At 68.4% G+C, this 18,778-nt stretch carries 19 protein-coding genes; 8 read left to right on the top strand and 11 right to left on the bottom strand.

The window, feature by feature from the left end; translation table 11 throughout:
- Positions 1 to 146 precede the first annotated feature (146 nt).
- Positions 147 to 410 (top strand): hypothetical protein, encoded by a 264-nt coding sequence (locus BMX97_RS13950; protein ID WP_048426713.1) that lies wholly within the window; start codon positions 147 to 149, stop codon positions 408 to 410.
- A 161-nt stretch (positions 411 to 571) separates the two neighbouring features.
- A complete protein-coding gene (locus tag BMX97_RS13945; RefSeq protein ID WP_091750980.1) occupies positions 572 to 1,660 on the top strand; it encodes an SPL family radical SAM protein in 1,089 nt (362 codons plus the stop codon).
- Here the strand turns inward: BMX97_RS13945 and BMX97_RS13940 are convergent.
- Positions 1,557 to 2,579, bottom strand: coding sequence for a LysR family transcriptional regulator (locus BMX97_RS13940; protein WP_091750977.1), 1,023 nt, complete (start codon positions 2,577 to 2,579; stop codon positions 1,557 to 1,559). The two genes, BMX97_RS13945 and BMX97_RS13940, sit on opposite strands and share 104 nt — an antisense overlap.
- A gap of 116 nt (positions 2,580 to 2,695) precedes the next feature.
- Between BMX97_RS13940 and BMX97_RS13935 the strand changes: the two genes are divergently transcribed.
- From BMX97_RS13935 to BMX97_RS13910, 6 genes are all read left to right on the top strand, one after another.
- A complete protein-coding gene (locus BMX97_RS13935; RefSeq protein ID WP_091750974.1) occupies positions 2,696 to 4,009 on the top strand; it encodes a CitMHS family transporter in 1,314 nt (437 codons plus the stop codon).
- 100 nt (positions 4,010 to 4,109) lie between these two features.
- Complete coding sequence (locus BMX97_RS13930) at positions 4,110 to 5,450, top strand: acyclic terpene utilization AtuA family protein (RefSeq protein WP_091750971.1); 1,341 nt, start codon at positions 4,110 to 4,112, stop codon at positions 5,448 to 5,450.
- 11 nt (positions 5,451 to 5,461) lie between these two features.
- Entirely contained in the window at positions 5,462 to 5,773 is a 312-nt protein-coding gene (locus BMX97_RS13925) for an AtuA-related protein (RefSeq protein ID WP_060845813.1), read from the top strand.
- 135 nt (positions 5,774 to 5,908) lie between these two features.
- Positions 5,909 to 7,186, top strand: coding sequence for an NAD(P)/FAD-dependent oxidoreductase (locus tag BMX97_RS13920; protein WP_091750968.1), 1,278 nt, complete (start codon positions 5,909 to 5,911; stop codon positions 7,184 to 7,186).
- A 145-nt stretch (positions 7,187 to 7,331) separates the two neighbouring features.
- Positions 7,332 to 8,057, top strand: coding sequence for a GntR family transcriptional regulator (locus BMX97_RS13915; protein ID WP_091750965.1), 726 nt, complete (start codon positions 7,332 to 7,334; stop codon positions 8,055 to 8,057).
- Between the two features lie 212 nt (positions 8,058 to 8,269).
- Positions 8,270 to 9,097, top strand: a complete 828-nt coding sequence (locus BMX97_RS13910; RefSeq protein ID WP_060845810.1) for an SGNH/GDSL hydrolase family protein — start codon at positions 8,270 to 8,272, stop codon at positions 9,095 to 9,097.
- Positions 9,098 to 9,209: 112 nt separating this feature from the next.
- On the opposite strand, the gene BMX97_RS13905 is transcribed toward BMX97_RS13910, so the two are convergent.
- The 10 genes from BMX97_RS13905 to BMX97_RS13860 all read right to left on the bottom strand — a co-directional run bounded on the left by BMX97_RS13905 (position 9,210) and on the right by BMX97_RS13860 (position 18,762).
- A complete protein-coding gene (locus BMX97_RS13905) occupies positions 9,210 to 9,458 on the bottom strand; it encodes a hypothetical protein (protein WP_244538418.1) in 249 nt (82 codons plus the stop codon).
- Between the two features lie 149 nt (positions 9,459 to 9,607).
- Entirely contained in the window at positions 9,608 to 10,723 is a 1,116-nt protein-coding gene (locus tag BMX97_RS33685; protein ID WP_244538417.1) for a beta propeller repeat protein, read from the bottom strand.
- 91 nt (positions 10,724 to 10,814) lie between these two features.
- A complete protein-coding gene (locus tag BMX97_RS32060; protein WP_143074618.1) occupies positions 10,815 to 11,393 on the bottom strand; it encodes a hypothetical protein in 579 nt (192 codons plus the stop codon).
- 216 nt (positions 11,394 to 11,609) lie between these two features.
- Entirely contained in the window at positions 11,610 to 12,137 is a 528-nt protein-coding gene (locus tag BMX97_RS13895) for a DUF4150 domain-containing protein (protein WP_091750962.1), read from the bottom strand.
- A gap of 370 nt (positions 12,138 to 12,507) precedes the next feature.
- A complete protein-coding gene (locus tag BMX97_RS13885) occupies positions 12,508 to 12,969 on the bottom strand; it encodes an ankyrin repeat domain-containing protein (RefSeq protein ID WP_091750956.1) in 462 nt (153 codons plus the stop codon).
- Positions 12,966 to 13,724: an HNH/ENDO VII family nuclease gene (locus BMX97_RS13880; RefSeq protein WP_091750954.1), complete on the bottom strand. Its 759-nt coding sequence runs from the start codon at positions 13,722 to 13,724 to the stop codon at positions 12,966 to 12,968. The genes BMX97_RS13885 and BMX97_RS13880 overlap by 4 nt, the downstream gene beginning before the upstream one ends.
- On the bottom strand, positions 13,721 to 14,671 hold the full coding sequence (locus BMX97_RS13875) for a DUF4123 domain-containing protein (protein WP_091750951.1): 951 nt from the start codon (positions 14,669 to 14,671) through the stop codon (positions 13,721 to 13,723). The genes BMX97_RS13880 and BMX97_RS13875 overlap by 4 nt, the downstream gene beginning before the upstream one ends.
- Positions 14,672 to 14,674: 3 nt before the next feature.
- Positions 14,675 to 17,095: a type VI secretion system Vgr family protein gene (gene tssI, locus BMX97_RS13870; protein WP_091750948.1), complete on the bottom strand. Its 2,421-nt coding sequence runs from the start codon at positions 17,093 to 17,095 to the stop codon at positions 14,675 to 14,677.
- Between the two features lie 67 nt (positions 17,096 to 17,162).
- The gene (locus tag BMX97_RS13865; RefSeq protein WP_091750945.1) at positions 17,163 to 18,179 is read right to left on the bottom strand and encodes a LysM peptidoglycan-binding domain-containing protein; all 1,017 of its coding nucleotides are present in this window, start codon (positions 18,177 to 18,179) and stop codon (positions 17,163 to 17,165) included.
- A 106-nt stretch (positions 18,180 to 18,285) separates the two neighbouring features.
- Positions 18,286 to 18,762: an Hcp family type VI secretion system effector gene (locus BMX97_RS13860; protein ID WP_091750942.1), complete on the bottom strand. Its 477-nt coding sequence runs from the start codon at positions 18,760 to 18,762 to the stop codon at positions 18,286 to 18,288.
- Positions 18,763 to 18,778 lie beyond the last annotated feature (16 nt).

Here is an 18,778-nt window from a genome sequence, read left to right as displayed (position 1 = left end):
GCGGCATTCTCGCGGCGCCGTTAACCTCTTCGCAATTCCTTGCTGGCTCGCGCCCGGCGGAGATCCTATGAATCGGGACATCACCTGAGGCCGCTGCGGATTCGAGACCGCCGTTCTCCTCCAGAGACCCGATCTCAAGGCTGTCGATGACCGATTTCGAAACCTACGAGCCCGAGCTCCACTCCGACCAGGACGCGAAGCGGGCCGCCCTGAGCTACGTCTCCGAAGCCTTCGCGGAAGGCTGCCTGGACGGGCTCGACGGCGACTGCATGGCCCAGGCCGCCCTGTTCGCGGCCTTCCAGGAACTGGTGCAGACCTACGGCGAGGAAGCCACCGCGCGCTACGCGGAAGGCTTTCCCGAGCGCATCCGCGGCGGCACCTACACGGTGCGGCCGGAGGCCCGGCATTAAGTGCACCTCACAAAAACTCCCGCCGCGATGTCGCCACCACAGCGAGCCGAGGCGGTGATCGGGAGTTTTGTGAGAGACACTAAGAACTGCCGTTAACGACCACGACCCGCCCGTTAACGAACGGGCGGGACCTTCGGGCCGGCCCCGCGCGTTCGAAGGGCATGAGCGCCCACGATCCCGCCTCTCTCCGCACGGCCCGCCTGTGGCGCCCGCGACGGGTCGTCGTCACGGCGGCGGCGCGGGAGCACGCCCACGGCCGGGCGATCCTGGCCCGGGCCGAGGCGCTGGGCCTGCCGGTCGAGGCCCTGCCCGGCAACCGCCTCACCGGCCTGCGCCATCCCGATCCGCGCCGGGCCTATATCGAGGCCAAGAGCACGCTGGCGGTGGTGGTGGCCCCGCCCGCCAAGCTGAAGCTACAGCCGATTCCCCCAAGCGCCGACTGGCGGGTCGATCTTGCCGAGGGCTGCCCGGCCCATTGCCAGTATTGCTACCTCGCCGGTTCGCTCGCGGGCCCGCCGGTGACCCGGGTCTACGCCAACCTGCCGGAGATCCTGTCGAACCTCTCCGGCTATGTCGGGCGCGGCGGCGTCACCTCGGCGAGCGCGGAGCGGGTGCAGGAGGGCACGAGCTTCGAGGCCTCGTGCTACACCGATCCCCTCGGCATCGAGCACCTGACCGGCTCGCTCTCGGCGGCGATCCGGCATTTCGGCGCCTGGGACGCCCCGGTGAGCCTGCGGGCGACCACCAAGTTCGCCGCGGTCGAGCCCCTGCTCGGCCTCGATCACGGGCGCCGCACGCGCCTGCGCTTCTCGGTCAACCCCGCGGCGGCCGGCCGCTTCGAGGGCGGCACCGCCCCTCTGCGCGAGCGGCTCTCCGCCCTCGGCGCGGTCGCCCGGGCCGGCTACCCGGTCGGCCTCACGGTGGCGCCGATCCTGCCCCTGCCGGACTGGCGCGCGGCCTACGACGACCTTTTCGTGGAAGCCGCCGAGGCGCTGGCGGGCGCGCCCGACCTCGACCTCACCGCCGAGCTCATCACCCACCGCTTCACCCCCGGCTCGAAGACGGTGCTGGAGGGCTGGTATCCGGGCTCCGACCTGCCGATGCGCGAGGATGAGCGCAGCCGCAAGTTCACGAAGTTCGGCTCGGTCAAGTACGTGTTTCCCGCCGAACTGATGCGGGAGATGCGCGGGGAGCTGACCCGATCTCTCGCGGAGCGGCTGCCGATGGCGCGGGTGCTGTACTGGACCTGAGGCGGCTCTCTCGCCCGCCTCCCGCGAACTCCGCCTCCAGGGCCGGAATCAATTCCTCCAGAAAATCCTCGGCGGCGGCCGGCAGGGTGCGGCCGGCCTTGGCGATCAGGCAGACCGGGCGGGAAAAGCTCGCCTCGGAGATCGGGCGCGAGCGCAAGCCGGGCTCGGCCCGGATCTCGCGGGCCGAGCCCGGCAGGATCGTGAGCCCGAGCCCGGCCCGCACCATCCCGACCGCCGTCATCATGTAGGTGGCCTCGCAGGCGGTCACGGGCCGGCGACCGGCGGCCACGAAGGCGGCGTCGACCACGCCGCGCACGCTGGTCGCGGCGTCCATCAGCACCAGCGGGTGCTCGACCAGGGCCTCCAGCGTCACGCTCGCGCCCTCCCCGATCGGGTGGCCGTCCGGATAGACGACGTGGAGCGCGTCCGCGGCGCGGGCCAGCACCGTCACGTCCGGATCGCGGACCTCGCCGCCGGTTACCCCGAGATCGACCTCCTCCTGGCGCACCAGGGCGAGCACCCGCTCGGCGATCACGTCCTTGACCACGAAGCCCATCCGCGGATGCGCGGCCCGGAAGCCCGCGATCGCGTCCGGCAGGAGACCCGCCGCCACCGAGGGCAGGGCCGCGATTCTGACGATGCCGTGGCGCCGCGCCGCGAGGTCGCGGGTATCGACCACCACGCCGTCGAGCTCGCGCAGCACGCGCTGGAACACCGGCAGCAACTCGCGCCCGGCCCGGGTCGGCGCGACGCTGCGGCTGGTCCGGTCGAGGAGGCGGACCGCCAGCGCCTCCTCCAGCCGGCGGATCTGCACGGTGAGCGCTGGCTGCGACAGGTTCAGGAGCGCGGCCGCCCGGGTGAAGCTGCGCAGGTGCGCCACCGACACGAAGGCGCGGACGTGGCGCAGGTTGAGATCCATAACGAAACGCTATCGAGGCGATCCGATCTTTTCAATTGTTAGATCGTAACCTGTGAGTTGTGATCCCCCGGTCATCAACGGCGCCGCAACCGAGCGCCGAACCCTGGGAGGAAGCGATGCTGGCCCTGCTCGGCCTGTGCACCATCGCGTTGTTGCTCGCGGCCATTCTCACCAAGCGCCTGTCGCCCCTCGTGGCGCTGATCGTGATCCCGGTCGCCGCCGCCCTCGTCGGCGGCTTCGGGCTCGAGACCGGCAAGTTCGTGCTGTCCGGCATCCAGAGCCTGGCGCCGGTCGTCGGCATGTTCGTGTTCGCGATCCTGTTCTTCGGGATCGTCAGCGATGCCGGCCTGCTCGACCCGATCATCGACCGGATCCTCGCCACCGTCGGCACCCGGCCGAGCCGGATCGTTCCGGGCACGACCTTGCTCGCGCTGCTCATCCACCTCGACGGCTCGGGCGCGGTGACGTTCCTGATCACGATTCCAGCGATGCTGCCGCTCTACGACCGGGTCGGGATCGACCGGCGCATCCTGGCCTGCGCGGCCTCGCTCGCCGCGGGCGTCAACTTCCTGCCCTGGACCGGGCCGATGATCCGGGCCTCGGCGGCGCTCAAGCTGCCGATCCCCGACATCTTCACGCCGCTGGTGCCGGTGCAGGCGGTGGGCCTCGCGTTCATCTTCGCGGTCTCGTACTGGCTCGGCCTGCGCGAGGAGCGCCGGCTCCAGCTGGCGAGCGCCGGTCGTGCGTCCGAGGCCGTGACCGCCGGAACGCGAGTCTTGAGCGATGCCGAGCGCGCCCTGCGGCGCCCGGAGCGGTTCTGGCTGAACCTCGTCCTCACCCTCGTGGTCCTCGGCACGATGGTGCTGATGGCGGAGAAGATCCCGCCGGCCCTGATGTTCATGCTCGGCACGGCTTTGGCCTTGATCATCAACTATCCGAGCGTCGACGCCCAGCGCCAGCGCATCGACGCGCATGCCAAGGCGGCGATCCTGATGGCGTCGATCCTGCTCGCCGCCGGCGTCTTCACCGGCATCATGCAGGGCACCGGCATGCTCAGGGCGATGGCGCAGGGGGCGGTGGCCTTCGTGCCGCCCGGCCTCGCGCCCCACATCCCGTTCGCGCTCGGCCTCGTCTCGATGCCGCTCAGCATGCTGTTCGACCCCGACTCGTTCTATTTCGGCGTGCTGCCGGTGGTGGCCGAGGTCGCTCATCAGCTCGGCGTGCCGCCGCTCCAGGTGGCGCAAGGCGCGCTGCTCGGCCAGATGACCACCGGCTTCCCGGTGAGCCCGCTGACGCCTGCGACCTTCCTGGTCTGCGGGTTGTGCGGGATCGACCTCGCCGACCACCAGAAGTTCACCTTCCCGTTCCTGCTCGCGGCCTCCGTGGTGATGACCTTCGCGGCCGTCGCCTTCGGGGTGTTCCCCCTGTGAGTCCGCAGCACCCGCACGGGGCCGTGCAAGCCCGAACGGGCGTCGGCGCCGATGCGCCGGACGCCTTCGCCGGAGGCGAAGGCAAGCGAGGGAGAGATTCATGAAGTCCATCCGGTTGGGCGCCGGGGCCGGCTATGCCGGCGACCGGATCGAGCCCGCGGTCGAGCTCGCCGAGCACGGCGCCCTCGACTACCTCGTTTTCGAGTGCCTGGCCGAGCGCACCATCGCGCTCGCCCAGCAGGCCCGCCTGCGCGATCCCGCCTCCGGCTACGACCCCCTGCTGGAGGCCCGGATGCGGGCGGTGCTGGAGCCGTGCCGCCGCAACGGCACCCGCATCGTCACCAACATGGGCGCGGCCAACCCGCTCGCCGCCGCCGAGAAGACCCGGGCCATCGCCCGCGACCTCGGCCTTACCGGCCTCAAGGTGGCGGCGGTGATCGGCGACGACGTGCTGGAGGCGGTGGGCGCCGGCGACTACCGGATCCTCGAGACCGGCGGCCGGGTCGGCGACCTCGGCAACCGGGTGATCTCGGCCAATGCCTATCTCGGCGCCGGCCCGATCGTGGAGGCGCTGGCCCGGGGCGCCGACGTCGTCGTCACCGGCCGGGTCGGCGATCCGGCGCTCTTCCTCGCGCCGCTCATCCACGCCTTCGGCTGGGCAGCCGACGACTGGGACCGCCTCGGCCGCGGCACGCTCGCCGGCCATCTCCTCGAGTGCGCCGGCCAGGTCACCGGCGGCTACTTCGCCGATCCGGGGGTGAAGGACGTGGCGGGCCTCGCCCGCCTCGGCTTCCCCGTCGGCATCGTGACGCAGGACGGCGACATCGAGATCACCAAGGTGCCGGGCTCGGGCGGGCAGGTGACGCTCGCGACCTGCAAGGAGCAACTCCTCTACGAGGTCCACGATCCCGCCCGCTATCTCCAGCCCGACGTGGTGGCGGATTTCTCGGGCGTCGCCATGGAGGAGGTCGGACCGGATCGGGTGCGGGTGACCGGCGGGCGCGGCACCCCGGCGACCGGGCTCCTCAAGGTCTCGGTCGGGGTGATCGATTCGTATATCGGCGAGGGCCAGATCTCCTATGCCGGGCCGGGCGCCGCCGCGCGGGGCCGCCTCGCCCTCGACATCGTGCGCGAGCGCCTGTCGCTCACCGGCGTGACGGCGAGCGAGCTGCGCTTCGACCTGATCGGCGTCGATTCCCTGCACGGGCCGGTCCGCGCCGCCGGGGCGCCGGAGCCCTACGAGGTCCGCATCCGCGTCGCCGGGCGCTGCGACAGCCTCGGCGAGGCGGCGCGGATCGGCAACGAGGTCGAGACCCTCTACACCAACGGCCCGGCCGGCGGCGGCGGGGCCTGGAAATCGGCCCGCGAGGTTGTCGGCGTGGTCTCGGTGCTGGTGCCCGCAGAGCTCGCCCGGCCGAGCGTGCGGATGATCGAGGCGTGAGGAGAACCCCGATGAAGCTGCGCGCGCTCGCCCATTCCCGCACCGGCGACAAGGGCAACACCGCCAACGTCTCGCTGATCGCGATCGACCCGGCCGACTACCCGCGCCTGGAGCGCCACGTCACGCCCGAGCGGGTGCGGGCCCACTTCGCCGGCATCGTCCACGGCGAGGTCGTCCGCTACGCCCTGCCGCAACTCGGCGCCCTCAACTTCGTGATGGCGGACGCGCTCGGCGGCGGCGTCACCCGCTCCCTGGCCCTCGACGCCCACGGCAAGGGCCTGAGCGCGGCGCTCCTCGACCTGGAGATCCCCGACGAGGCGTGAGCATCGCCCGCCAGGCGTCCGGTCCCGCGCCGGACGCCCGCGTGCATAATTGTTGACAATCCTACGATAAGAATGATGATGGCCTAAGCCGCGGCCCATGCCCCGGCGTCGTCCATCCGTACCGGATCGTCACCGATGAAGCTCGCATCCTACTGGCTCGAGACCGCGCCGCCCTTCACGGCCGGCAGCCCCGGCCCGTCGGAGGGACGCTACGACGTCGCGGTGGTGGGCGCGGGCTTCACCGGCCTGTCGGCGGCGCTCGCCCTCTCGAAGCGCGGGGCCCGGGTGGCGGTGCTGGAGGCCGAGGGCGTCGGCGGCGCGGCGTCCGGCCGCAACGGCGGCCAGTGCAACAACGGCTTCGCCTCGGATTACCGCGCCATCGCGGCCCGGTTCGGCGAGGAGCGGGCGGCGGCGCTCTACCACGCCTACGACGCGGCGGTGGACAGCGTCGAGCGGCTGGTCCGCGAAGAGGGAATCGACTGCGACTTCCGCCGCACCGGCAAGATCAAGCTGGCGGCCAAGCCCGAGCATTTCGACAAGCTCCAGCGCACCTACGAGGCGCTGTCGCCGCGGGCCGACCCGGACACCCACCTCGTCCCGGCTTCCGCCATCCGCGGCGAGGTCGGCTCGGACGCCTTCTACGGCGGCCTCGTCTACGCCAAGAGCGGCGGCATGCATGTCGGCAAGTTCGCCCGCGGGCTCGCCCGCGCGGCGGCCGGCCACGGCGCTGCGGTGTTCGAGAACGCCCCCGTCACCCGCCTGCGCCGGCTTTCCGGCACCGCCCACGAGGTCACGACCTCCCGCGGCACCCTGACGGCGAACCAGGTGCTGATGGCCACCGGCGCCTCGACGGTCGGCCCGCTCGGCTGGTTCCGCCGCCGCATCGTGCCGGTCGGCTCGTTCGTGATCGTCACCGAGCCGCTGCCGCGCGACGTGCTCGACCGGCTGATGCCGACCCGCCGCATGGCGACCAACACCAAGAACGTCGGCACCTATTTCCGGGTCACCCCGGACGACCGGCTGCTGTTCGGCGGCCGGGCGCGGTTCGCGGTCTCGAACCCGCTCTCGGACGAGAAGAGCGGCCGGGTTCTGCGCCGTGCCCTCGACCAGGTGTTTCCCGAGCTCGCCCGGGTCCGGATCGACTATTGCTGGGGCGGCGTCGTCGACATGACCGCCGACCGCCTGCCCCGGGCGGGCGTCCGCGACGGGCTGTACTACTCGATGGGCTATAGCGGCCACGGCACCCAGATGGCGACCCATATGGGGCAGGTCATGGCCGAGGTGCTGGAGGGGCGCGCCGAGCGCAACCCCTTCGCGGGCTGGGACTGGAAGGCCATCCCCGGGCATTTCGGCCCGCCCTGGTTCCTTCCCTTCGTGGGCGCGTATTATCGTCTGCAGGACGTCCTGCACTAGAGCATCTTCCGACGGAGTGGGCACCGGGTCGTCAATAGAAAATGCGGCTATATCAACGACCTAGTGCGGCGCCCGGTTGCAGGGCGATCGGGCGCCGCGCTAGGACGGTCGTCTTCTCATCCGATCAGCGGGGCGCGGGAACGGCATGGCGAGCCAGAGTGACAAGGCGGTGAAGCCGGCGCCCGCCAGCAAGCGCCTGCCGCGCACGACCCTGTCGGGCCAGATCGCCGGCCAGATCCGCGCCTCGATCCTCGACGGCAGCTATCCCCTCGGCGCCCAGCTCAACGAGATGGAGCTGGCCTCCGCCTTCGGCGTCAGCCGCGGGCCGGTGCGCGAGGCGATGCAGCGCCTGATCCAGGAGGGTCTGTTGCGCAGCGAGCCGCATCGCGGCGTGTTCGTGCCCGAACTGGCTCCCTCCGACCTCATCGACATCTACTTCGTGCGCCGCTCCCTCGAACTCGTCGCCATGCGGCGGATCCTGGAGAACGCCGACCGGGGAGCGGTGGTGCGGGACCTCGCGGGCATCGTGCGCCAGATGAAGGCGGCGGTCCGGCGCAAAGACTGGCCGCAGGTCGCCGACCTCGACATGCAGTTCCACCGCCGCATCGTCGACGAGGCCGGCAGCGAGCGCCTGACCCGCAGCTTCGCCACGCTCCAGGCCGAGACCCGGCTCTGCCTGCAGATGCTGATGGGCGGCTACAGCGAGAACGCCGCGCTGATCGACGAGCATCAGCTCCTCGTCGACCTGATCGAGCGGGGCGCGGTCGAGCCGGCGCTCGCCGAGATGGAGCGCCATTTCGGCGATCCGGTCCGCACGCTGCAGAAGGCCAACGCCTCGCGCAAGGAGAAGCTCGGCGCCGAGGCGGCGTGAGGTTTCGCAGTGCAACACACTCTCAAGCTTAATCCCGGGTGGGCCCGATCCGCGGCTTTCGGCGCGATCGTCTCGGTTCTCGCTGACCAGCCGAGCAGAGCCCGGGGGTTGGACTTGGCTCAGCTTCATTTTCGAGTGGAACCGCGGGAACCCGCGTGTTACCCGGCAAATACGGACCGATTCGGTCCCTCTCTCCCCTCTCGGGACCTGCCATGCTCCTCCGGTTCAGCTTCGGCCGGCTGGCCTGCCTGTCGGCGGCCGTCCTCGCCGGTCACCTCGTCGCGGCCCGTCCGGCGTCGGCCTGCCCGGCCGCGCTGCCGCCGGCGGCGGAACGGATGAGCCTCGACGTGACCGAGGCGCACGTCGCCCGGCGCGAGCCGGTGCGGGTTCTGGCGATCGGCTCGTCCTCGACGGAGGGGATCGGCGCCTCGGGTCCGGACCGGACCTACCCGCATCTCCTGGAGCAGGCCCTGCGCGGCGCCTGGCGCGGCACTCCGGTCGACGTGACCAATGCCGGCATCGGCGGCGAGACCGCCGACCAGACCCTCGCCCGCCTCGCCGAGGCCCTGGCCCGCCCGGTCAAGCCCGACTTGGTGATCTGGCAGGTCGGCACCAACGACGCGATCACGGGCGGAGACGAGGCGGCGTTCCGCCGCCGGCTCGAACAGGGCGTCGCCCTGGTCCGCGCGGCCGGCAGCGACCTCATCGTCCTCGATCAGCAATACTATCCGGCGATCCCCGACCACGCCCGCTACGAGCGCTTCGTGGGCCTCGTCGCCGCGGTGGCGCAGGAGGCCGAGGTGCCGGTCTTCTCGCGCTATGCCCTGATGAAGGACTGGAACCGCCAGGATCCGGCGCTTCTGGCCGGCATGCTGTCCTCGGATCGCTTCCACATGGGCGACCAGGGCTATGCCTGCCTCGTCCAGGCGCTCGGCCGCGACATCCTCGACGCCGTGACCCCGCGGCCCGAGCCGCTCCAGGCGGTCGCCCGCGCCAAGCGCCAGAAGCTGCCGGACGCGGCGTCGCTGCGGCGGGGCTGACCGGGACAACGCATCGGCGGCGTCAATCGCCCCATGGACGGATGACGTTCGGGGGTATCGTTTTTGGGCGACCTCGACGCGATGAGGGGCCCCTCTCACGTCGGACCGGGTCTTACAAATCCGGCGCCCGCCGGTGCCACTCCGTCGCCGCCTGGTAGGCCTGGCCGATCCGCAGCGCCATCGCCTCCTCGTAGCCGCGGCAGACGATCTGGAGCGAGAGCGGCAGGCCCCCCGCCGTGGCACCGTTCGGCAGCGCCAGGGCGCAGAGCTCCAGGAGGTTGCCGAAGCGGGTGAAGCGGGAGGGCGCCGCCTTTGAGGCCGTACCAACTTCGCTGGACGCCACCTCGTGCAAGTAGAACACGGGGGTCCCAGTGCCGGAACATCACTGTCGTCGTCGACTTGATCATCCCGGCGCGACGCGTCCACCGGCACCGACAGCAGCATCGCCTGCCCCATCGGGGTCGGTGTCGGCAACGCGGGCGATGCGTTCGCTTCCCGGCCTGGATCCAGTCAGGGTGAGCGAGGCGGAAGGCCCTTGAACTCGCGGGCACGCAGTTCGGGCGGGATCACGATCTCCGTCCAGCGCTCGCCGTCGTAGCAGTGGATGCCCCGCTTGTAGTCGAAGTAGTAGAGCACGTCGTCGACCGACTGGACCTTCAGCGGCGTCGGTCGCGCGCGACCGCGCAGCCGCGGCTTGAAGGGCGTGAGGTGGTGGCCGTCGAAGAGGTGCAGGGCGTAGTCGGAGGCGACGACGTACTGGTCCTTGAAGCGCGTGATCGACAGAAGGGTCTCGGTGTCGCCCGCGAAGCCGATGCTCCGGAAGCCGTCGCGTCCGTTGCCGACCAAGATGGTGCCGTGGCTGCCGACCATCCAGACCTTGTCCGGCGTTTCGACGTAGATGTCCTTGATGATGTGCGGGCTCGATCCGGGGATCGGGATCTCCGTCCATCTCGTGCCATTCCAGTGGTAGGCACGGCCCTCGTTGACCAACCCTTTGCTTGGAGAGTTTTCTTCGGCGATTTCGTGTGCCCGATTCCAATCATCCCAGCTCTTGTTGCCTTTTAGGCTTTTCCTGGTTTTTTCGTCCAAATCTATGCGTTTTGGAGACAGTGATCCTTTGATATAAAAATTATCCTCACTTGGGCCGGCAATATTTCCAAATCTGATGACGTTAAAGCCGGGCTCGGGCTCGCTGTGAAAAGGCATTTTCACCCACTGATGGTCAGCGGTCCTGTGATAGATCTGAGCCCCATGCCCGACAGCCCAGAGCTGTCCCTCGATCAAGCCGAGATTGGCGAGGGCTCCTGCACCCGTCGCATCGGGGCTCTGGATCCCAGCACCCTGGATTGTCTCGTGTACCGTCTGATCGCCAATCCAATACACATCGCCCTCATTGCTCAGGGCTGCAAACCTTGAGCTTGATTGGTCGGTGACTGGAGCAGATTTGATTGCGTAGATTTCGCGTAATACGTCGGTCCGAGACCAGGGTTGCGGGAAAGCGTCGCCATATTCGACGATCGCCGTGAAGGGATCGTCGTACTCCAACTCGGATAAAGCAATGCAGAAGCGGCCGTGACCAGCGGCATGCGCCGCATTGATCGTCGGATTCCAATCATTGTCTTCCATATTCCTGCTCCCTTTTAGTAATGCCCACGTTGCATAACTGTTTTGGCATCTCCACTTGGAAGAGGCTTTTCGCGTGTTCTTCCTGGCTGTTCTAGATCAAGGTTCTTTTGTTGCGCCTGCGAATCAAGTTTGGATTTTGCGAGTTGCTTGCATTCAACGGGGAGATTTTCGATTCTATCGATCGATTTTTTGATGCCTTTATGATTTCAATTAGCGGAGCTGTGCCATTGGGCGAGTATTTTTCGCCTAGATCATTGAGCGAAGCTCGCAAGTCCGCATGGATGCCATCCTCACCGCTGCCATGCTGCTCCTCGGTCAGACAAACGGCCATGCCCTCGTTGAGGGTTGGCGCGTTCCGAATACGATTGGCGGTCGAGTTCATCCCGGCGCCTTTCGGCCGGCTGCCCAGCCTGTAGACCATGTCGGGAACGATGTGATGCGAATCGCCGTCACAGACCTTGAGAAGTTTCTTGTACTCGTCGACGAGGCACTTGCGGCGTTTCTGCGTGATACGAACCGTGCCGGGCGGAGGCGGAACGGGTTTCGGACGAGGGCCTTCCTGGTTGTCAGGTTTCCGACGTGCTCTCGCGGAGCGCTCATTCTTGAACCACTCCTGAACGTCGGCCTGCGGAACGCCTTGCTTCTCGAGGTCGGTCGCCTTCCGAAACAACTGCTGCTCGAACGCGTCGCGCGGGATCTCGTCTCGTCACGGCGGAGCTGTCGGCGACGCATCGAAGATCGCGGTCGCGGCTCGCAGGAGGGGACCTCCACGGCCGAACAGCCGGAATCCCCACCGCCCCCAGCGTTCCAGGTTCGGGCTCGCAGACGCCGCCGGCGGCGGACTGCTCCAAGTCGGTTCGGCCGTTCCCGCCATCGCCCCGCTCCCTCAGGACGACCGGCGCAGGCTGCCCGGCAGCGGGTCGTCATCCGCCGGTGCCGCACGCGCCCGCTGGTCCTTCACGTAGACCGCCTCCCCCACCGTGTTGCGCCGGTTCATCCAGAACCGGTCCAGGTGCCGGATCACCGAGGACCCCTCCGCCCGTACCTGCGGCGCGTGGCCGATCGGCTCCGTCACGTCGCCATGCGTCCCCGATTTCACGCCCCCGCCCGTCCCCGCCTCGTCCCCGTGCACGTGCGTCGTGCGCGAGCGCAGAACCATCGCCTTCTGCCCGGTGAACCGCACCGTGTGCGCGTAGGCCTCGAAGTGGTCGGCGTAGTCGACGATCGGGTAGGGCACCGGCACCAGCGCCGCGCCGCGCGGCGTCAGGCACACGTCCGGCGACAGGCTCACCACCCGCGCCTCGTGGGTCTCCCGCAGGCCCTCCAGCGGGCGCTGCGTCGTCCACGGATCGGGGCGGGGCGGCTCCCCGGCATAGTCGTCCCCGGCCTCGCTCGCCTCGCCCGATCCGCTCATGCGACGTTCTCCGTGTCGGGATGGAACCGGCGCAGTCGGGCGCGCTCCGCCAGGACGATCTCGGCCGTCTCCGCCTCGGGCAGCGGACCGCCGACGAGGGCGACCGCGGAGGTCAGTGGGTCACGGGCCGCCGGACTCGTCGCGCGGCAGCGAACGAGCCGGAACGGCAGAGGCTGCTAGAAGATTTGATCTGTATCTTCTACTAGAGCAAATTTCTAATAATAAGATGGATTTATCTGAGTAGAACGCAGCCCGATCGCAACGTGATCGGACTGCGTTCTATTTCTTAATTTTATTTATCTAATAATATAAAATACCGCACATTTATTTTCGATGTATTAGAATATAACAAACTTCGATGTCAAAAATATTATTTATCAATAATCTGCAATATTTTAGTATTTTTTTTCGTGCGAGCCATATCAAGTGGAGACCGACCGGCTGCGTTTTTGTGTTGAGGATCTGCATTCGCTGAAAACAAGGCAGCAATGACATCATAGTCAGGCTTTGGGTTCATGACAGCTGTCCATAATGCATTATTGCCATATTGATCTATTAAATTTGGATTCGCGCCCTTTTGGAGTAAAGAAAGAACGATTTGATTATGAGATCTGGCAATCGCATATTGAAGCGCGGTCTGTCCTTTATCATCTTGGTGGTCGATTGGCGCACCATTTTTTATAAAAAATTCAGCAACCTCGGGGCGCCAAACTATGGCTTCTTGAAGCAAGGTATGATTATCATTACTTAAAATAGAAAAATCTTCTACATCTTCTGGCTGAAAGTCTGGATTTGTTCTGATATTTGCAAATACATCCATAGCATCACTCATTTCTGCTCAAAACGATGGCTACGATTTCCGCTCATTGCCTCTGGCTGGTAATTGTTGGGATCGCGATAACGTTGCATAAATTCCTCCTGTGTGATTCTATCATTAATGTAGTCATCATGTAATTTTTTATATTCTTCTCCTGGCTTGTGGCCCATATCCCATTGCCCTGATCGTGACTTAGATTCATCCCATTCAAGTTTTTCGCCGGTATTGGGGTCATAGACATCGCCATTTTCATCTTTTGCTGCGTCCCAGACATCTTTCACCTGATTCTTGCCATATTTTGGCCTTTGCTTCGGGTCGGAGTACGCCTTATCACACTTCCCGGCGCACTTTTTCTGATCCTCATCGCTCGCCTGTTCATTAGCCCTATCTTGGCCTTTGACCATGGCGTTCAGCTTCTTACCGAGCCAGGTGTCGTCCACCGCTCGGCCATAGCCGCCGCCGATCGCAGAACCGGGACCGTATCCCTCACGGTACCCTTGGGAGAAGCCCGGCGCAAAGCCGGCACCCGCCCCCACCGCGCTCCCGATCACCGCGCCGCCCGCAAGACCGCCCGCTCCCGTCACGGGGATCGTCACCCCGCCCGTCCCGGCCCCGGCCAGGACTCCGACGCTCGCGCCCGCTGCCGCCCCGATCGCCCCGCCGGCCGCTCCCCCCGCCACCGCGCCGGGCAGCCCCTGCACCACCCCGCTCGCGCCACCCGCGATCACTCCGCCGACCGAACCGCCGATCCCCTCGAACAAGCCGCTCATCGACGAGGCCCCCGCGCATCGCGAGCCTCACGCATCGCCGCGATCGTCAGATCGAACAGACGTCTCAAATGCCCGTCCGGCGTATCCCCGCCTTGCGCCAGATACGCCCGGGTCGGCTCATGGCTGGCGATCCGGCCTTGGCTCAGCAGCATCAACAGCGCCCAGCGGCACTGCGCCGCCTCACCCGCCAGACCGAGGCTGCGCCCGGTCCGATCGCTGATCACGACGTGTTCGTGCAACGCCGTGTCCGAGGCGGTGCCGACTTCGCCGGCCGCCACCTCGCGCAAGTAGGCCGCGATGCGCCGGTGCGACGCCGTCAGCCGTCGCGCCGTCAACGCTTCGATCTGCTTGGAGCCGATCGTCAGCACGCCGCCCGGATCCGGCGGAAAGGCCGGATCGGCCACCACCCGCCGCACGCCCCCGTAATCCTCGGCCAGGAAGGCGATCTCGGCCGCCGGTCCCAGGATGCGTGCGAACTGCCCAGGGTTCAGGACCGGCATCGTCGCCCCCAGAACCCGGGGGTCCCAGTGCCGGAACATCACCGCCGCCGGCTCCTGCCCCGAACCGTCCGACGGCGGGACTTCGCCGCCATCCGCCGCCCATCGGGGAATGCGCACCATGTTCAAGGTGCGGAGATGGCGATGAAGGATGGCCTCACCCGACGCGCAGCTCCAGTAGACCGCCGCCGGTTTCTCCGCTGTCAGGGCGAACATGCGCTCCAGGGCGTCCGGTGACTGCGCCAGTGACACCAGCCAGGGCCCGGCGCGCTCCACCTCGGCATCGGGATGGTCGAGGAACAGGGAGCGCACCAGGAGCTGCTCGCGGCGGCAGACATCCGGGAGGTCGTCGAATTGCCCGCCATCCACGACCGCGAAGGCTTGGCCGGGAAACGCCTCGACGACAGCCCTCAGCTTCGCGAGACGATCGATCGACGAAGTGTCGCTCATGCCTTAGCTCCGCACGAAGGGCATGCCGGCCTGCGCCATGCGCCGCAGACACTGCCCCGACGACGACCCGCCCCCGCCCTTGACCAGATCCGGCGTGTACAGAACCGGACCCGGCCCTACCGTCAGCGCCGCTCCGCCGCCCTTTACCAGCGTGGTCTTCGGCGCCTCGATCGTCACCGTGCCGGACTTGTCCATCACGAACCGGCACGCACCGACCGTGATCGCGAACCGCTCGCCGACCTGGATCTCGAACACCTGGCCCACGTCGATCGTCTTGGTCTTGCCGACCTGCTCCTCGGCCGCCTCGCCCACCAGAACCTGCTGGGCCCGGCCGACCTGCGTCTTGGCGCTCTCCCCCACGGACAGCGACCACGCCTTGCCGACCTGCGTGGCGAAGGCCGTGCCGACATGCGTCACCTTGGCCGAGCCGATCTGCTCGACCCGGGCGACCCCGACCGAGTCGGTCTTCAGGCTGCCCACCAGGGTGTTCATCATCCCCGGCAGCGAGAACAGACCGCCCGCCGCCTGGCCGAACCCGGCCCCCGCCGCCGCCAGGGCCACGCCCGCATCCGGTCGCGGCGAAGGGCCGTTCCACACCCCCTGCTGTGCCTGCTGGCCGTCCTGACCCAGCATGCCGATTACCGAGGAGGCGAGCTGCGGCGCCATCGCGGCAAGCCCCGCGAGGCCGCCGCCCTGGTCCATCGCCTGGCCCAGCAACCCCGCCGTCTGCCCGGCCATCCCGAGCAGCGGCCCCATCAGGGCGGCAGCCCCCGCCCCGGTGCCACCGACCGTCAGGTTCAGCGAGCCGCCGATCTCCTGGGTCTGGTTGGCGCCCACCGTCAGGGCTTGGTTGCGGCCGACCACGTTGGCGTGATCCATGCCGACCGAATGGGTCTGGTTGTTCTCGATCTTGGTGGTGTGGTCCTTCTGTGCGTGGAAGAACATGTTCTCTGCGCCCGTCGCGTCCTCGAAGGTCATCTCGTTGAAGCCTTTCGACTTGTACGAGTTCGAGCGCATCACCATCCGGGTCTTGTTGGCCGGCAGGTCGTAGGGCACCGGGTTGTTCGGGTTGGGGGCGATCCCGATCACGATCGGCCGGTCGGGATCGCCCTCCTGGTAGGCCACCAAGGCCTCCATCCCGACCCGCGGGATCACCTGATGGCCCCAGGTCCGGCCGCCCCAGGACTGCGTCACCCGCACCCAGCCGGTATCGGTCCCGTCGCCCCGGGCCCGCCGATCCCAGGGAAATTGCAGCTTGATCCTCCCGAACGCGTCGGTGTGGATCTCCTCGCCGGGAGGCCCCGCGATCAGGGCGATCTGCAAGCCGTCGATCCGCGGGCGCGGGATCGCCCGGTGCGGCGTCGCCGGGCGGTCCGCCGGGAGCGTCGTGAAGGCGTTCTCGTAGTGCGGCGTGCCCGCGCCGCTCTCGTAGGTCGGGTCCTCGGCCCGGTGCAGGATCTGCGTCACCACCTGCGCCGGGTAGACGTGGCCCGGATGCGCCACCTCGTAGGGCGTGAAGCGCTCGCCCGCCGCCAGCGTGCGTACGCTCGAGCGGCCCTCGACGCGGTCGAACCCGGTCTCGGTCGCCTGGATCCGCAGCCGCGTCGCCCACTCGCCGGCCTCCCGGGTCAGCGCCCGGGCGGGGTACTCGTAGAGTTCATACGCCGTGTTCTCGGGAACGCGGTCGATCGACGGCGTATTCGAAGCAAGATCGAGATTTGGCGTTAGGAATTCGTAATCCTTTGCGGCCCGCCGCCCCGGGGTGAACGAGAGTTGCCGGCGCCAGTCGTGGATGTGCTCGGCATCCGACGAGCCGAAGGCGAGACGAACGCGGGTGGCTGGACTTCCGTCGTAGGCCGAGGGATGGTCGCCGATCACGAGCATATGCTTGCCGCGCTCATGCCGAAACCAGTAAAATATACCTTCTTCCTCGAGGCGACGCAGCAGATAGGCGAGATCGGTCTCGTTCCACTGCACGACGTAGTCGCGCTTCTGCGGAGGCCTCGTGACGCCGGCGAGGGTGTAGTCGCGGATGCCGTGCTCGGCGCAGAGCGTCTCGACCACCTCGAGCGTCGACTGGGTCAGGAAGATGCGGCAGTCGCTGCGCTGGCTCATCAGCCACAGCCGCGGGCGAAGGGTCAGCGCGTATTGGCGCGCGCCGCGGGTGACGATCGGCCCCTCGTGCAGGTCGGTGACGAGGCCGTTCCAGACCCGCTGCGAGCCGTCGGCCAGCGTGAGGACGAGATCGGCGGCGGTGCCGACGATCTCGTCGGGGCGGACCTCGTCGCGTTGCGCCCGGACGCGGGCCTGGATGGTGAAGAGGCGGTTGATGCCCTCCTCGACCTCGAGGCGCTCGAGCAGGAGGACGTCCGCGCCGAGCACGGTGTCGATCGCCATCAGGCGCCCGGCCTGGGTGTACATCATCGCGAGCCGCTCCCCGGATCGCTCCCTCGGCCGCTCACCGACGGCCCTCCTGCCCCCACCCGTCCGCTCAGCCGCCGATCTGGACCGGCGTCCACGACGAGGCGGTCGCCGCGACCGGGTCGATGTCGCGGCCGCCTCGCGCCGCCAGGGTCGTCGCCGCGTCGGCGAGCCCGTTGCCGGCCGTCACCGCCGCCTCGGACAGGGTCGCGCCGAGGATCGCGACGGACGGGTCGGACACCCCGTCGAGCCACAGCCAGCCACCCTGCCCGTCGGTCGCCGCTCCTTGCGCCCCCGCGAGGGCGACCTGCGCCACTACGCCTTGCGTCAGGTAGGCGTGGCCGGCGATGCGGCCGGCGAGGTCGGGCAGCGCCAGCCGCGCGGTCCAGGCCGGCGCGCCCCGGGCGGTCGTCCCCCGGGCGAGCGCGCCCTCCGGCGGCGGTGCGCCGGCATTGAGCGCGAGCGGGGTCTGCAGGCGCAGGCGGGCGCGGCCCGGATTCCAGCCGAGGCGGGTCTGCGGTGCGGCCAGCAGGCGGCCGAGCAGCATCGCCGACAGGCTGCGCGCCTGCGCCTCGGCGCTGCGGTTGCTGTAGCGCAGGAGCGGCACCCGGCCGGTCTTCTGCAGCAGGACGAGGCCAGAGAGCGTCAGCGTCGCGGTGCCGGATTCGCCCCGCAGCGCCACCTGGACGCCGTCGAGGTCGAAGGCGTGGGCGAAATCGTTGACAAAGGTCTCGGCGGCCGGGTTCGGCGCGAGGCCGCCGGTTGTCAGCGTCGCGCCCGAATGGGCGCCGCGGATGCCGCCGGTGAGGCCGCCGCCGCCGAGGCCGGAGGCCGGGGCGCCGCCCTTGGTCGCCGCGCTCGCCGGCGCACGGCGCTGGGTGGCGCGCGCCTCGGCCGGCGGCAGGTAGATCGCCTGGCCGGGGCTCAGCCGCCCCGGATCGGCGATCGGCCGCTCGGTCAGGGCGACGATGTCGGGCCGGTTGTTGTAGGCGTAGAGATCGGGCCAGCGCACCGGGTCGCCGTAATGCGCCTCGGCGACGCTCCACAGCGTGTCGCCGGCCTTGAGCACGTAGCGGACGGGCTTCATGTGTCCTCCGGACAAGCGGGCGGGCCCGCCGGTCGGCGCGGCCGCGGTGGGGGCGGGAGGCGCGCGCGGCGCCTCCCGCCTGCCGGTACTGAGAGGGGGGCGGCGCTCAGGACGACCGGGCCGTGGCCAGGTCGTAGGACGCGATCATCGGCGACTGCGACGCGTTCTGGTTGTCGGACGGCGTGTACTTCACGTCCATCTTGGTGAAGTTCAGCGTCACCGTCTCGAGCGGCCGGTCGCCGGTCGTGCCGATCGTGTAGCCGGCGATCAGCGTGTTGTGCAGCGTGAACTCGATGTAGGTGTCGCCCGGATTGCCGGTGGTGACGAGGTGGATCACCGCCGTCTTGCCGTTGCGGCCCGAGCAGGCCTCCTGGAACAGCTTGGTGGTCGAGGAGTCGCTGACCTTGGTCAGCGTGACCTCGCTCACCGTCGGCTCGGACGCCTCGCGGTTGGCGGCCGAGCCCGCGAAGGTGTTCATGTTGCGGGTCACGTTCCAGTGCAGGGACTCGATGTCCATCCAGCGCCGGTGCGACTCGTGGGTGGCGTCACCCTGGATTCCGTCGATCTGCAGGTAAATCGGCATGGTCGTGTGATCCCTG

This window comes from Methylobacterium sp. ap11 (assembly GCF_900110515.1).
Classification (GTDB): Bacteria; Pseudomonadota; Alphaproteobacteria; order Rhizobiales; family Beijerinckiaceae; genus Methylobacterium; species Methylobacterium ajmalii.
The sequence above is the reverse complement of the archived record's forward strand: the minus strand, read 5'-3'. Positions and strand labels throughout refer to the sequence as shown.